Below are 12,617 nucleotides of genomic sequence, written 5' to 3' on the forward strand. Positions count from 1 at the left end.
AACGACTTGGTTCTCCGGGCCCTTATGAGTGATCGATTTCTCTGTGTCGGCTGGCGGCGGTCGGGTGCCGGTTGCTATGTCTTCGGGGAATTTCCCTGCTCAGGTGCTCACGACATGGTTACCGGTCAAGGCGTAGCGGAGCGCCACCTCTCAGTCGCGTATTGGCCAGTACATGACTAACTAGGCTGACTTAGTGTCAGTTAGCGTCTTTCGCGTTGGATATCCCAGCAAATCAAGTTCAACAGGGGGGATTCTTCTCATGCATATGAGAGCCAAGGTCATAACGACGATCGCGGCAGGGATGCTGGCCGCCGCGGGCATGTCTGCGCCTGCTGCCGCGGCGACAACGCCCGCCGACCGGGAGGCCCGGGCAACGACGTCCGACGTGACCATCGCCAACACGTGGGTCTATACGTGGACCAGCGCGAACATCCGCAGCTGTGCGTCCACCCAGTGCAGCATCAATTACTCGGTCCCCGCCGACTACCGGCTCAGCGCCATTTGCTGGGCACCCGGCGAGCGGGTGAGCCAGCATGGCTACTCTCACAACAAGTGGGTCCTGCTCGGCTCGGGTGCGAGCTGGATCTGGGGCGGCCTGCTGAAGGGGAGCGAGACAGGCAACGTACCCAACCGCTGCTGAACTTCGTTTGAGTGACGAGTGCTCGCGCCGCTCGGGAGCCGAACCAGCAGGCGCTGCATAGGCACTTGCCACCCCCGGAGTAACCGACTCGTCGCATCATGAAGGCCACCAGCTGCGTCCGCACCCGCCCGGGGCTCCGCTGGTGGCCATCTGCGTGCCCAGCGCGAATTCTCAGCGTCTTGGGCACCGCGGGCAGTGACGCCCTCCCGCCCTCGTCATCGAGGACCATCAGCGCGCGCCTGCCCGCGGGCCGGTCACGGTACTGGCCGCCTCAGCCGCGCTCGCGCTCGCTGAGGGCCCAGACGGTCGTGCTTGAGCGCGCGGCGGCGGTGCCGGCCTCTGCAGCCGGGAGCTCCGAGAACGTCGGCATCTCCCGCCGCCGTCCCGTCGCTGCTGGTGTACGGGCGGTCGTTACCTGCACCGGCACACGACAGCGAGCAGACCCCGCCTAACTCCCGGATGGTTAATTCGGGGCCGTGTGTGACGTCGGCCTTCAACACTGGAATCCCTGGCAGCTGCCCCGCGGACCATCGACGCGGACAGTGCAGCGGTCTTCGTGCAGTTCGTCGACTCATGCCTGGCAGACGCCCAGGACCAGCAGATGTGGAGGGACCTGATGGCGGCGATCCAGTACCTCTGGCGACACCTGCTCGCCGAGCAGGACCGCGAGGAAGGGCTGGCCCAGGAGAGGGCGGAGAGCGTTCTGCTCAATCTTCAGTGGCGCCGGATCGACGTACCGGATGCCGTCCGCGAGCGCGTTCTCTCCTCCACCGACATGGACGAACTCGGCACCTGGCTCGAACGCTCCTACCAGGTCAGCGACGCGTAGGAGCTGTTCGCCGAGGGTGCTTTGAGCCGTACGGCTTCTCGGCGAGGGGCGAGTCAGCCCGCCCCCGTCCGCCACGGTTGCTCCGTCCGCCCCGTCAGCTGCGCGACCAGCCATACACAACCCGCAGACGTCATGTCACCGACCCACGGAACGCTCGGCAGCGACCAAGCCAAGTCACACCGCCGGGCTGGGCCCCATCCCCCGAGGAGCCCAGCCCAGCCGCGTCACCCCGCCCGGCCCCGCGCCCCGTACATCAGCCGCCGCAGCACGACCTCCACCGGCCCCCGGCGCCCCGCCCGCTCCAGGGCGTACGCCCCCGCCACTGTGATCAGCCAGACGCCGACCGCGAAGAGCGCCATGGTCGCGCTGGTCAGGTGTTCGCCCAGCCCGAGGCCCCAGGCGGCCAGCACCGGGGCGAAGAGCAGCGAGTGCGCGAGGTAGCAGGACAGGGACCGCTTGCCGACCGCCGAGACCGCCACCGCGGCTGCTGAACCCCGTCGGGTCCTCCTGCTCGTCCACCAGTGCGCGAACAAGGCGACGGCGGCGACGTAGCCGAGTCCGGCGGCGTTGCCCGTGAGTTCCCGGAGCAGGAAGAGCGCTCCCGTTTCGCTCTGCGCGTCGTCCGGTACGTCGAGGGCCCCGACGTGGGCGAGCGCGGCGGGCAGTGCGCCGAGCCAGCCGACCGTGATGCCGATGACGGCTGTGCGGCGCAGCAGGGTCCGATGGAGCCCGGGTTCCTCCAGGACGCGGCGGCGTGCCGCCCAGAAACCGAGCAGGAAGATGACGTAGCCGCCGCCGACGAGCGTGAGCAGGCCGCCGGCGGTGACATACAGGCCGGTGGAGATGCGGGTGCCGGCCGCGTCGAGCCAGCTCTTCTCGTCCGCGGCGTACGCCACGTAGCCCGCATCCGCGTCGGCGGCGTTCCCGAGGGACCCCAACTCTCCCTGGAGCAGAGCCGATACGACCGGCTGCAGCGACACGAGGACCAGGTGGGCGGCACCGATCCAGATCCACCACTTCAGTGCGCGTTCGCTTCGACGCAGGAAGACGAGGCCGAGGACGAGGCTCAGCACTCCGTAGTAGCCGACGATGTCGCCCGCCATCAGCAGAGCGGAGTGCGTCAGGCCGATGACGATCAGCCAGAGACTGCGCCTGCGCAGGATCCGGACCGTGTCCCGCTCGGAAGTGCCTGCGGTCGTCTGCCGCAGATAGAGCTGCATCATCCCGTAGCCGAAGAGGAACGCGAAGAGCGGATAGATCCGCAGGTCCAGCACGGTGATCATGGTGAACTGCACCGCGTGGTCGAGCCACGAGCCGTCCACGGGCTGCCATCCCGAAGGTCCGCCCCGCGCCGCCCAGAGATGGAAGGCCGTGTTGGAAAGGACGATGAGCAACAACATGAATCCGCGCGCGAGGTCGGGTGCGAGCGCTCGCTCCTCGGCCCGTACGCCCCCGCGCCGCACCGGCTTCTCTTTGCTCGCGATTGTCATGGACCCACGCTAAGAAGGTCCTGACACGTCCCGATATCGGTCGGTGGTCGCGCGGCGGCCGACCAAGGGATGATGCAGGGGCGGGGGGCCGCGACCAAAGTTGGCAACTCCCGGGCGGGGCCCGCCTCGTGTCAGAACCGGTACGTTCTCCGGCGTCACGCCCCCCGCAGCCCGTGACGAAACTGCGGGCGAAGCCCACACGCCGGCTGCTGCGCCTGCTCACCAACGAGACGCACCTACCGACCCTCAAACCGCGTCCGTGGGCCGCGTTGCAGGCCGACGATTCACGAAGGGGTGTCCTACGACGTGGAGGTGCACACGACGCATACCGAGTCTCTGCTGGGCGCGCGAACCATCGCCGACCACGTCAGCTGATCACCGGCCCGTCTCGGCCGCCGCCATCTTCGCCGCCGCCAGCTTGATGGCCTCGCGGACGCGGAAGTACGTCCCGCAGCGGCAGACGTTGTCGATCGCGTCGATATCGGCGTCGGTGGGGTTGCTGGTCCTCTTCAGCAGGGCGACGGCGGCCATGATCTGGCCGGGCTGGCAGTAACCGCACTGGGGGACGTCCTGCTCCAGCCAGGCCTCCTGGACGGGATGGAGACGCTCTCCGTCGGCGAGGCCCTCGATGGTCGTGACCTGGCGTCCGGCGGCCTCGGAGACGGGGACCACGCACGGGTTGACGGCTTCGCCGTCCAGATGGCTGGTGCAGGCCTTGCAGACGTCGATGCCGCAGCCGTACTTGGGCCCGCGGATGCCGAGCAGATCGCGCAGGACCCACAGCAGAGGCAGGTCGGCGGGGGCGTCGACGGTCACGGAGGTGCCGTTCACGGTGAAGGTGTGCTGGGGCATGCGGGCGCTCCTGCGCGGTGTGGGGCCGGGCCGGGGTGGGGGCCTCAGCGCGGGAAGGGTTCGAAGTCGACGGGGAAGTGGACGGGGAAACTGCGAGGACGGGTGCCGGTGGCCCGGGCGTACGCGTTCGCGATGGCGCCGACCGCGGCCGGGACTCCCAGCTCACCCGCCCCGCCCGGTTCGCCGTGCGCGGGCATGACGATGACCCGCACGTCGGTCGGCGAATTCCGCTGCCGCGCATAGTGGAACTGCGAGTAACTCCCCTCCAGGGGCAGCCCTTTGTCGATGTGCAGTCCGGCGGTCAGCGTCGTGGAGATCGCGTCCGTCAGCCCGCCGAGCATCTGTGCCTCGAGGCCGCGCGGGTTGATCGGCCGCCCGACGTCCACGGCGATCACCGCTCTCGTCACACGCGGGGCCTTCGGGTCCCGGGCGTCGATCTCGACCAGACAGGCGGTACGCGACTTGTACTCGGCGTGGAAGCCGATGCCCTGGGCGAACCCGTCCGCCATCGCACGACCCCAGTCCCCGGCCGAGGCGGCCCGGTCCAGCACCGCCCGGTCTTCGTCGGTCTTGAGGAACCTGCGCCTGAAAGCCACTGGGTCCTGCCCCAGTTCCGCCGCCAGCACATGGCCCTCAACGGTCTGCCCCTGACCGCGCACGTGATGCTGACCACCGGATCCGGCAAGATCGTGGGTCTGTGCAGCCCCAGCGACCGCGTGATCGGGCACGGAGACCTGCTGTCGACCGCGGTCGGGCTCCAGGGCGGACTGACCTCGCGCGCCGGATACGTGCTGCGCGCCGACGAACTCGACCAGCGGCAGACCGACTTCGCGGCCGGCTACTTCGCCGCCATCGCCACCTGGTACCAGAGCCTCACCCTGGGGGCAGCGACCGCCGAGATCGCCGAGCAGACCACGCAGGAGCTGGCGAAGTCGTCGATCCGCCCGCTGCTGAACCCCGGGCACCTGCAGCACATCGACGAATGGCTGGACAGCCCCTTCGCCGCCGGATCCCACGGCACCGTCCACTCCGGCATGTCACTGCAAGCCGACATCATCCCCGTAGGCTCCACACCGGACCTGGCCGTCAACTGCGAGGACGCCGTCGCGATCGCCGACGCCGACCTGCGCGCGGAACTCGCCGAGCGCTACCCGCAGATGTGGGCACGCGTCACCGCCCGCCGCACCTTCATGACGCAAACCCTCGGCCTGCAGATCGCCGAAGAAGTCCTGCCCCTCTCGGACCGGCAGGCAGTGCTGCCGCCCGCGCTGCTCTCGCTCTCCTCGGTCCTTGTCGCCACCGCCACCGCCTCCGCGGAGCAGCGAGCGCGTCCGGCGTAGCCAGAGAAACCCTGCCTCTCCCTGCGGCCGAAGGAGGTAACCCGCACGTCACCGATGGGCAGAAGCCGGCCTGTCGCCGTGTGCCGGCTGAAGTCGGCACACGGCGACACCTGCTGAGCACCCACCTGCTGCACACCAGCGATCCCATCGAGTCCGTGCCGAGAGCCGATGCCCCGCTGGTGACGGTCAGTGGCCGCAGACGCCTTGGGCCCTGTCTGGATGGGCCGTCGTACGGAGCCCTTCTTTGGCCAGTCTCCTCGTCGCTGACACGTACGCGCTGCGTTCCTGCACGCGGACCGGATGTGGCTCCAGTCCGGATGCGGCTGCCGCCTCACGGCCTTCAGTCCCGTCGACGTCGAGACCGCCGAGAAATTGGAGCGTCTGCATGCCCTCGCGCCTCACGCGCGCGCCGAACGGCCGCGATCACGCCGAGAGGAACGGCTCCGTCAAATGCGGCGTCGCCAGGTGCAGCGTGGTGGCGGTTTCGTGGCCGAGCAGGCGTTCCCTTGAGTGTCTGGCCGCCTCCGGGTCGGTCTCGTGCGCGTAGGCGAGCTCGGGATGGAGGAGTTGGAGCGCGTGCACCAGGAGGTCGCCGGTGAGGAGCGCCAGCTCGCGCCCGTCGGCGACCAGCACGCTCTGGTGTCCGGGCGTGTGACCGGGCGTGGCGACCGCGCGCCCCGTGCGCAGCGGCGTGTCCCCGTCGAGGAGCCGGAGCCGACCGGCGGCCGCGAGCGGGTCGGTGAGGGTCTCGCGAAGCTGCGGGTTGAGCGCGTCGAGGGCGTCGAACTCGGCCCGCTGGAGCAGGTATTCGGCGTTCGGGAAATAAGGGCGGCGGCCGCTGCTCGCGTCGCCGGCCGAAGCGTTGCCGTCCGCCGCGCCGCCCGCTGATGGGACGGCCGCCTCGGTCACGACCGCCCACCCGACGTGGTCGGTGTGCAGATGTGTGAGCACCACGGTGTCGACTTCGGCAGGGTCGATGCCCGCGGCGGCGAGCGACTCGGGGAGCGCACCGGGCACGGGCGCCCACGAGGCGGCTGGGCTGTCCGCCGGACCGATCCCGGCGTCCACGACGGTGAGGCCCTTGTCACCGCGGATCGCGTACGCGCGGAACTGGAGCCGCCAGCGGCCCTCGGCGTCGACCGCGCCCGGGTCGTAGCGGTCGGCCTCGGCCCACTGTGCGGCCGTGGCCTCGGGGAAGGCCTCGGCACGCGGGGAGAAGAACGGGCCCTCGCCGTCGGCGAGGGCGATGATCTCGGTCGAGCCGATCCGGAGGCGGGGAACGCTGAGGGACATGGCCGCGATCCTGCCATGCCTACCACACGGGTGATGGCTCGCCCCATGCCGCGATGATCTCGATGTGGGGGCCACAGATGAACAGTGGCAAGTCTGGGGTTGTTGCTGCGTGTTGCGCATGCTGGGCAGGCCGTCGGTTTGCCCGAGGCGGCTGAAACCTGATCCACACCGAGGCCGGCCGCCACGGCATCCGCCCGACCGTCCTATTCGACTTCGTCCAGGTCGCCGAGTACTGCTGGACGGCCGCGCACGCCTTCCATCCACCGGCAGCTGCGAGGCCGAAACCTGACGGCGGTTATGGCTGGTGCCGATCTCGGCCGCCGCGTACACGGCCGCTTTGGCTCCTGAGTGCCTGCTTCTGAAGGTGCGGCCTGAACGCGCAGATCGCAGGACCGATTGACTCTCCGCACACACGACAGCATCGGGACCGGTGAGGGTGATCCTCATTCTCTATGGCCGTGTCCGGGGCGGGAGTTGCCCCCGTACTGTTTCCGCCATGGATCTCTACGAAGCCTTCCGGACGGCGGCGATCGAGCAGGGCGTCTCGTCTGCGGATGTCGACGCGTACCTGGCGGATGGACGCCCTTGCCTACGTCTGGGGCCCGGACCCGGACCGGTCGCCGGATGGGTGGGTGGACTGCCGGTGCTTCCCGACGGTGTGGCGTGGCCGCGCGCCGACGGCAACGACCACGACGTCAAGGCCGAGCCCTTCCCGCTGGCTGTCACCATCGACTTGGCGGCCTTGCCCTGGGAGGGGTTACGGGAGGCACTGCCGTTCACGCTGCCGGCCACCGGTCTCCTGCAACTGTTCTACCTGTATTCCCAGGATCCGCGCAGTCAGCACTGCACCGGGGAGGAGGAAGCTCTCGGATTCGTTCGAGTGGTTCACGTTCCCGACCTGGGCCTGGCCGAGCAGCGTGCCGTTCCCGAATACGCTCATGCGGAGAAAAGGCCGGTCCCGGTGCACGAGCGTGTCGAACTGCGGGCAGCACTGCGGATCGACATTCCGGGATTCGACCCCGATTACGGCATAGAGCTGCCGGGACTGCCGGCGGACCACCCGCATGCCGCTGTCCTGAAGGACCTGACGCTGCGTTTTCTGCCGGTTGGTCCGTGGTGGGAGGGCGTCCAGGTCGGCGGCCACACGTGGGGGGAGCAATGGGACTGCGAAGACGCGATCGCCGCGGAGTTGGCACCACCCGGGGAGGACAGTTCCAGCAAGGCCAGGCAGGAGCGTAAGCAACAGGTGTATCGCGAGTGGCTGCCTCTGGCTCAGTTCAGCGTGCAGGACGAGAAATACACCAATGCCCGGCTGATGATCCGCCGGGAGGACCTGGCGGCGGCCCGCTTCGACCGGGTCCGTTCCTATCAGGAGTTCACCGAATGAGGCGCCGGGCGCAGCCTGCGCGGCACGGCAAGAGACAATTCGATCCGGTGGCCCACCGCGGTCCACCGCCGGGAGGCGCCCTGCGGCGTGCAACGAGCCATAGACACTCCAAGATGCTGTGAGCCGCAATGCCTCGGCGACGGTGGGCAGAGACATCGGGGTTGCTTCCTGGCCGAGGTAGCCGATCGCGGATCGAGCCCTTGGCCGAGGCCACCGGCGCCCCATAGAGGCTGACCTGTCCCTTCTTCGGGTGCAGGGGTCCCACGATGGTGCGGATCAGGGCGGGTTTCCCGGCGCCGCTGTGTCCGAGGATGCCGGACAGCGCGCCGGGTGCCATGGTCAACGAGACGGGGTCCAGGGCGTGCCGACTCAGGCCCGGGTAGCGATGGGTGACACCGTGCAGGGTGATGACGGCCGGCGAGTCGCGGCTGTTGTCGGCTGTCCGGTGGGCGTCGTCGGCCTGTGGCGTCCTGGTGTCCATGCGTCCCGTCCGGGTGTCAGGTTGCCGGAGGGGGGAAGGCCCCGCCGTTCCCGGCGCGGGAGGTAGCGGCCGACCCGCTTGCTGAAGACGATGCGTTCCACCTGCCCGCTTCATACCTGCGGTTACGGACGACGAACATCCGACTGCGTGTGCAGGTCCGGAAGGACATCGGCCGCGACTGCCTCCAGTACGCGCTCCGATCCTGCGAACACCCCTTCCCGGCGCGGCCACGGTGCCACGACGTCGGTGAAGCCCAGTTCACCGGCTCGTCCGAGGAACTCCCGGTAACACTCGACCGAGGACAGCGAGTACACCGGGGCAGCGTCAGTCTGTACGAAGCGCCGGACGTCGCGCCGCCCCTGTTCGCCGAGTGCCTCATCGAAGCGGTGAGCCGCCTGGGCGATTGATTCCCACCACTGTTCGAGCGTCTCGCTCGGCGTGCCGGTCGTGATCCAGCCCTGTCCGAAACGTGCGGCAATCCTCATCGCCCTCGGCCCGTTGGCCGCGACGACGAACGGCATCCGGGGCCGCTGCACACAGCCCGGCGCGGAGTGAGCGTTCACCGCCGTGTAGAACTCTCCCTCCGAGGTGACCGTGTCCGACGTCAGCAGTGCGTCGAGCAGCTCGACGAATTCGCGGAAGCGGGTACCTCGTCGCGCCACTCCGCGGCTGGGGCCGAAGACCGTCGTGTCGTAGTCGCCCTCGCCGACGCCGCCTGCCCCGACACCGAGCGTGAACCGGCCATTCGACATGTCGTCCAGTGCGGTCAACTCCCGGATGAATGACACCGGATGCCGGAAGTTCGGCGAGGCGACGAGGGTGCCGAGTTCGATCCTGGAGGTCGCCAGCGCGGCCGCGGTCAGGGTGGGCACCGTCCCGAACCAGGGCCCGTCCACGAGCGAAGACCAGCCGAGATGGTCGAACGTCCAGGCGTGATCGAACCCGTACTCTTCCGCGGCGCGCCATTTGGGTTCGGCGTCGCGCCAACGATATTCGGGGAGGATGACGATTCCGGCTCGCACAGCTGCTGCTCTCCTTCTTGGATTCGGCGGTATTCGGCCTGCCGCGGCGCGTCGCGGCAGGCCGGGTGTAGTGGTTGGCGACCCGGGGCGCGGGGCGGCCCACGGGCTGGGCTCCCGGTCGACGGCCGCTGCGGGAGTCGTCGGGTGCCGTCGCTCTTCGTCGTGGTCGGAGTTTCCGCGCCACCGCACAGTGCTCAGTCGTGGGACTTGCACGTAGGAGTAGGGGCTCCGCTCGCTGTTCTCGTCAGACGGATCAGCCAGACCGTGGCTCCCAGGGAGGCGGCGGACAGTGCGGTGAGCAGCCAGGGAACGGCGTGGATTCCCGTCGCCTCGATGCCCACGCCGAGCAGCGGCGGCGCCGCCACACCGCCGAGCATCGAGGCCGCGATGACCCAGGCACCGGCGTGTCTGGACTGTGGAAGGGCCCTGTTGAGCCAGGGCAGACCGGTGGGGAAAACGGGCGCGATGAACAACCCGACACCGGCGTACGCGAGGGGCGCCATTCCCTTGACGCGCGCCAGTAGCAGGCACACGGTCATGCCGACCGCGCACACGGTGAGGATGCGTTCCGGGGAGTACTTCAGCGTGATCGGGACGACGAGAAAGCGGCCCGCCGTCATCATCAGCCAGTACACGGAGGTTGCCGAGGCGGCCACGGTGGCGCTGTAGCCGACGGTCTCCAGGTGAGTGGGTTCCCAGCCGCCCACACCCGTCTCGACGGCGACGTTGAGGACGTAGAGGGCGATGAAGCCGATCAGGATGGGGGACAGGCCCAGCTTCGCGGACGGTGCAGCGGACGGGATGCCGGCCGCTTTCGTGCCTATGCCGCTCGTGGTCAGCGCGAGCGCCGCCGCCAGCACCGCGCACCCGGCGAACGCGTACGCGTAGTCGCCCGGCCCCAGCCACGCCACGACGGCCGGGCCGAGCACCGCTCCGATGCCGAAGTGTGCGTTGAGCACGTTCAGCATGGCGGTGGACTTCTCGCCGAAGCCGACCGCGAACAGTTGGTTGAGGCCGTAGTCGATGCCGCCGAAGCCGAGGCCGCCGAGGAAGGCGGCGGCCAGTGCCACCGGCCAGTTGGGGGCGAGCGCGAAGCCCGCGCCGCCGGCCGCCATCAGGGCGTAACTCGCGGTTATCAGCGTCCTGTTGCTGATCCGGGCGTGGATGGCGCTGAGGGCGAGGACGCCCGCGAGCCCGCCCGCGAAGTGCAGGCTCAGGCCCAGTCCGACGCCCGACGGGGCGAGGCCGTACTCCTCGCGCATGCCGGGGACCGCCGGGCCGTAGAGGGCCTGGAGCATGCCGATGAGGACGAATCCGACGCAGGCCGCGGCCGCGGCCGGACGGGTGAAGAGCCGGCCGGCCGCGGTCGGTACGACTGTGTCCCTCTCAGTCACGAGGTTCCGAGAATACGAACGAGAACTCGGCGGGTGCCGCCCGCAGTTGGTACTGCGGCAGCGCGCCAGGACCGCAGGACTGCGAGCCGATGCCCTGCTGGCCGTGGTCGAGGTTGACCCACACCGTGTCGCCGGGAGTGAGGTCCGTCAGGTGCTGGGCCGCGTCCAACTGCTCGTTGGTCCAGCGCCTGGCGGTAAGCCAGAATTCCGGGTCGCCCTCGATCCTCAAGCCCCCGAGCTCCGCCCAACGGACGTCGGCCCGCGCCCCGTTCTCCTGCGGACGCACGTACGGAGTCTGCAACTCGTCGACGCTGGTGAGCCACTGGAGGAGCATCGACGCAGCACGGGTGTCCGGGTACGCCTCGCCCGGACCGCCGCCGAAATACAGGACGTCATCTGCGACGGCAGCCGACAGCCCGAAACGGATGCCCAGCCGCGGCAGTGGCACCGTCCAGTCACCCTCGGGTGCCACGGACACCGTCAGCTTCAGCCGCGTACCGTCGGAGGTCCACCGGTACACCGTGCGCAGGCCCACCTCCCAGGCGGCGGGCGCCACCCGGGTCCGTACGGTCAACGCGTCGTCGCTCAACTCGACGGCGTCCAGGCGGTGTTGCATACGGTGCAGGCCGTACTTGCGCCACATCTGCGCCCAGCGGATGTCGTCCTGCCAGGAGGCACCCTCGTCGTTGTCGGTCGGCGCCCGCCACACGTCCAGGCGCAGCCCGGTCACGTCGAAGCCGCCGATCGTCCGCAGCGCACCCGAGCGGGCGTCGAAAGAGGCAGGGCCGAGTGTGATCAGCCCGTCGCCGCGCACGGGACCCTCCGAGGCGGCGACAGTCACGGGTGTGCGCCGAGCGACGGTCGCCTGCCCCCACGCCACCACATGGGCCTTCTTCGCCCAGGGAGTGTCCTCGGCGAGTAGCACGCGGACCGTCCACTGGACATCGTCGCCCTGTCCGTCGGGGGCCGGCGGGAGCTTGACTTCGGCCGACTCGCCGGGCGCCAGGGGCGGAACGGTGAGCCTGCTCGCACCCGTAGGCATCCCGTCCACCTGGTGGCAGAACTCGAACTCCAGGTGGGACAGGTCGGCGAAGTCGTACGCGTTGGTGATCCGTACGGTGCCGTCCGATCCGTCTCCTTCGATACGGACCGGCTCGATCACCTTCTTGAACTCGATGAGCCCCGGTGAGGGCTTGCGGTCGGGGAAGATCAGGCCGTCGCAGACGAAGTTGCCGTCGTGCAGTTCTTCCCCGAAGTCGCCGCCGTAGGCGAAGCCGTATCGGGTGTCCTTGATGCCGTGGTCGATCCACTCCCAGATGAAGCCGCCCTGGAGCCGCTCGTAGGTTTCGAAGAGCTGCTGGTAGTCGGCGATGCCGCCGGGGCCGTTGCCCATGGCGTGCCCGTACTCGCAGAGGATGAAGGGGAGCTGGCGTCGCTTGTGCGTGCCGCCGTCGAGGTCCCGGCCGATCTGCTCGACCTCGTCATGGGCCGCGTACATGCGTGAATACATGTCGGTGTCGCGGCAGTTGATGTCGCCCTCGTAGTGGATGAGGCGGGAGCCGTCCCGGTCGCGGATCCACTGGGCCATGGCGGTGAGGCCGCGGCCGGTGCCGGCCTCGTTGCCGAGGGACCAGATGATGACGGAGGGGTGGTTCTTGTCGCGCTCGACCATGCGGGACGCGCGGTCGATCAGCGCCGGGGTCCAGCGGTCGTCGTCGACGGGGTTGTCGCGCCAGGCCTGCTCGACGAAGCCGTGGGTCTCCAGGTCGCACTCGTCGATGACCCACAGCCCGTACTCGTCGCACAGGTCGAGAAAGGCCGGGTGCGGCGGGTAGTGGGAGGTGCGCACAGCGTTGATGTTGTGCCGCTTCATCAGCAGCACGTCCTCG

General features: G+C 69.2%; 12 protein-coding genes. 4 read left to right on the top strand and 8 right to left on the bottom strand.

Annotation, left to right across the window (positions count from 1 at the left end; translation table 11 throughout):
* Positions 1–259 precede the first annotated feature (259 nt).
* Positions 260–640 (top strand): hypothetical protein, encoded by a 381-nt coding sequence (locus tag OP79_RS38675; protein WP_033327269.1) that lies wholly within the window; start codon positions 260–262, stop codon positions 638–640.
* A gap of 556 nt (positions 641–1,196) precedes the next feature.
* A complete protein-coding gene (locus tag OP79_RS38680) occupies positions 1,197–1,469 on the top strand; it encodes a hypothetical protein (protein WP_157857435.1) in 273 nt (90 codons plus the stop codon).
* Positions 1,470–1,693: 224 nt separating this feature from the next.
* Here the strand turns inward: OP79_RS38680 and OP79_RS38685 are convergent, their stop codons facing one another.
* From OP79_RS38685 to OP79_RS38695, 3 genes are all read right to left on the bottom strand, one after another.
* Positions 1,694–2,959, bottom strand: coding sequence for a DUF418 domain-containing protein (locus OP79_RS38685; RefSeq protein WP_033327271.1), 1,266 nt, complete (start codon positions 2,957–2,959; stop codon positions 1,694–1,696).
* A gap of 375 nt (positions 2,960–3,334) precedes the next feature.
* On the bottom strand, positions 3,335–3,811 hold the full coding sequence (locus OP79_RS38690) for a (2Fe-2S)-binding protein (protein WP_033327273.1): 477 nt from the start codon (positions 3,809–3,811) through the stop codon (positions 3,335–3,337).
* Between the two features lie 44 nt (positions 3,812–3,855).
* Complete coding sequence (locus OP79_RS38695; protein ID WP_342669574.1) at positions 3,856–4,407, bottom strand: molybdopterin cofactor-binding domain-containing protein; 552 nt, start codon at positions 4,405–4,407, stop codon at positions 3,856–3,858.
* 30 nt (positions 4,408–4,437) lie between these two features.
* Here OP79_RS38695 and OP79_RS38700 point away from each other — a divergent pair, with 30 nt between their 5' ends.
* On the top strand, positions 4,438–5,151 hold the full coding sequence (locus OP79_RS38700) for a hypothetical protein (RefSeq protein WP_051745305.1): 714 nt from the start codon (positions 4,438–4,440) through the stop codon (positions 5,149–5,151).
* Between the two features lie 423 nt (positions 5,152–5,574).
* On the opposite strand, the gene OP79_RS38705 is transcribed toward OP79_RS38700, so the two are convergent.
* A complete protein-coding gene (locus OP79_RS38705; RefSeq protein WP_033327276.1) occupies positions 5,575–6,444 on the bottom strand; it encodes an MBL fold metallo-hydrolase in 870 nt (289 codons plus the stop codon).
* Between the two features lie 496 nt (positions 6,445–6,940).
* Between OP79_RS38705 and OP79_RS52660 the strand changes: the two genes are divergently transcribed.
* A complete protein-coding gene (locus tag OP79_RS52660) occupies positions 6,941–7,831 on the top strand; it encodes a DUF1963 domain-containing protein (RefSeq protein ID WP_078492281.1) in 891 nt (296 codons plus the stop codon).
* On the opposite strand, the gene OP79_RS58685 is transcribed toward OP79_RS52660, so the two are convergent.
* The 4 genes from OP79_RS58685 to OP79_RS38725 form a co-directional block, all read right to left on the bottom strand.
* On the bottom strand, positions 7,821–8,426 hold the full coding sequence (locus OP79_RS58685; protein WP_078492282.1) for an ATP-binding cassette domain-containing protein: 606 nt from the start codon (positions 8,424–8,426) through the stop codon (positions 7,821–7,823). The two genes, OP79_RS52660 and OP79_RS58685, sit on opposite strands and share 11 nt — an antisense overlap.
* Positions 8,427–8,434: 8 nt before the next feature.
* Entirely contained in the window at positions 8,435–9,334 is a 900-nt protein-coding gene (locus OP79_RS38715) for an LLM class flavin-dependent oxidoreductase (RefSeq protein WP_033327278.1), read from the bottom strand.
* Between the two features lie 194 nt (positions 9,335–9,528).
* Complete coding sequence (locus tag OP79_RS38720) at positions 9,529–10,728, bottom strand: MFS transporter (RefSeq protein ID WP_245685599.1); 1,200 nt, start codon at positions 10,726–10,728, stop codon at positions 9,529–9,531.
* The coding region (locus tag OP79_RS38725; protein WP_033327308.1) for a glycoside hydrolase family 2 TIM barrel-domain containing protein at positions 10,721–12,617 on the bottom strand (1,897 nt) is incomplete at its 5' end. The genes OP79_RS38725 and OP79_RS38720, both read right to left, overlap by 8 nt.

Source organism: Streptomyces yerevanensis (assembly GCF_000716805.1).
GTDB classification, from domain to species: domain Bacteria; phylum Actinomycetota; class Actinomycetes; order Streptomycetales; family Streptomycetaceae; genus Streptomyces; species Streptomyces flaveus.

What these genes read in the sequence shown, in the direction of transcription:
- OP79_RS38705 (WP_033327276.1), bottom strand. Translation starts at nt 6,444, where the DNA reads ATGTCCCTCAGCGTTCCCCGCCTCCGGATCGGCTCGACCGAGATCATC.
- OP79_RS38675 (WP_033327269.1), top strand. Translation starts at nt 260, where the DNA reads ATGCATATGAGAGCCAAGGTCATAACGACGATCGCGGCAGGGATGCTG.
- OP79_RS38690 (WP_033327273.1), bottom strand. Translation starts at nt 3,811, where the DNA reads ATGCCCCAGCACACCTTCACCGTGAACGGCACCTCCGTGACCGTCGAC.
- OP79_RS52660 (WP_078492281.1), top strand. Translation starts at nt 6,941, where the DNA reads ATGGATCTCTACGAAGCCTTCCGGACGGCGGCGATCGAGCAGGGCGTC.
- OP79_RS58685 (WP_078492282.1), bottom strand. Translation starts at nt 8,426, where the DNA reads ATGAAGCGGGCAGGTGGAACGCATCGTCTTCAGCAAGCGGGTCGGCCG.
- OP79_RS38700 (WP_051745305.1), top strand. Translation starts at nt 4,438, where the DNA reads ATGGCCCTCAACGGTCTGCCCCTGACCGCGCACGTGATGCTGACCACC.
- OP79_RS38685 (WP_033327271.1), bottom strand. Translation starts at nt 2,959, where the DNA reads ATGACAATCGCGAGCAAAGAGAAGCCGGTGCGGCGCGGGGGCGTACGG.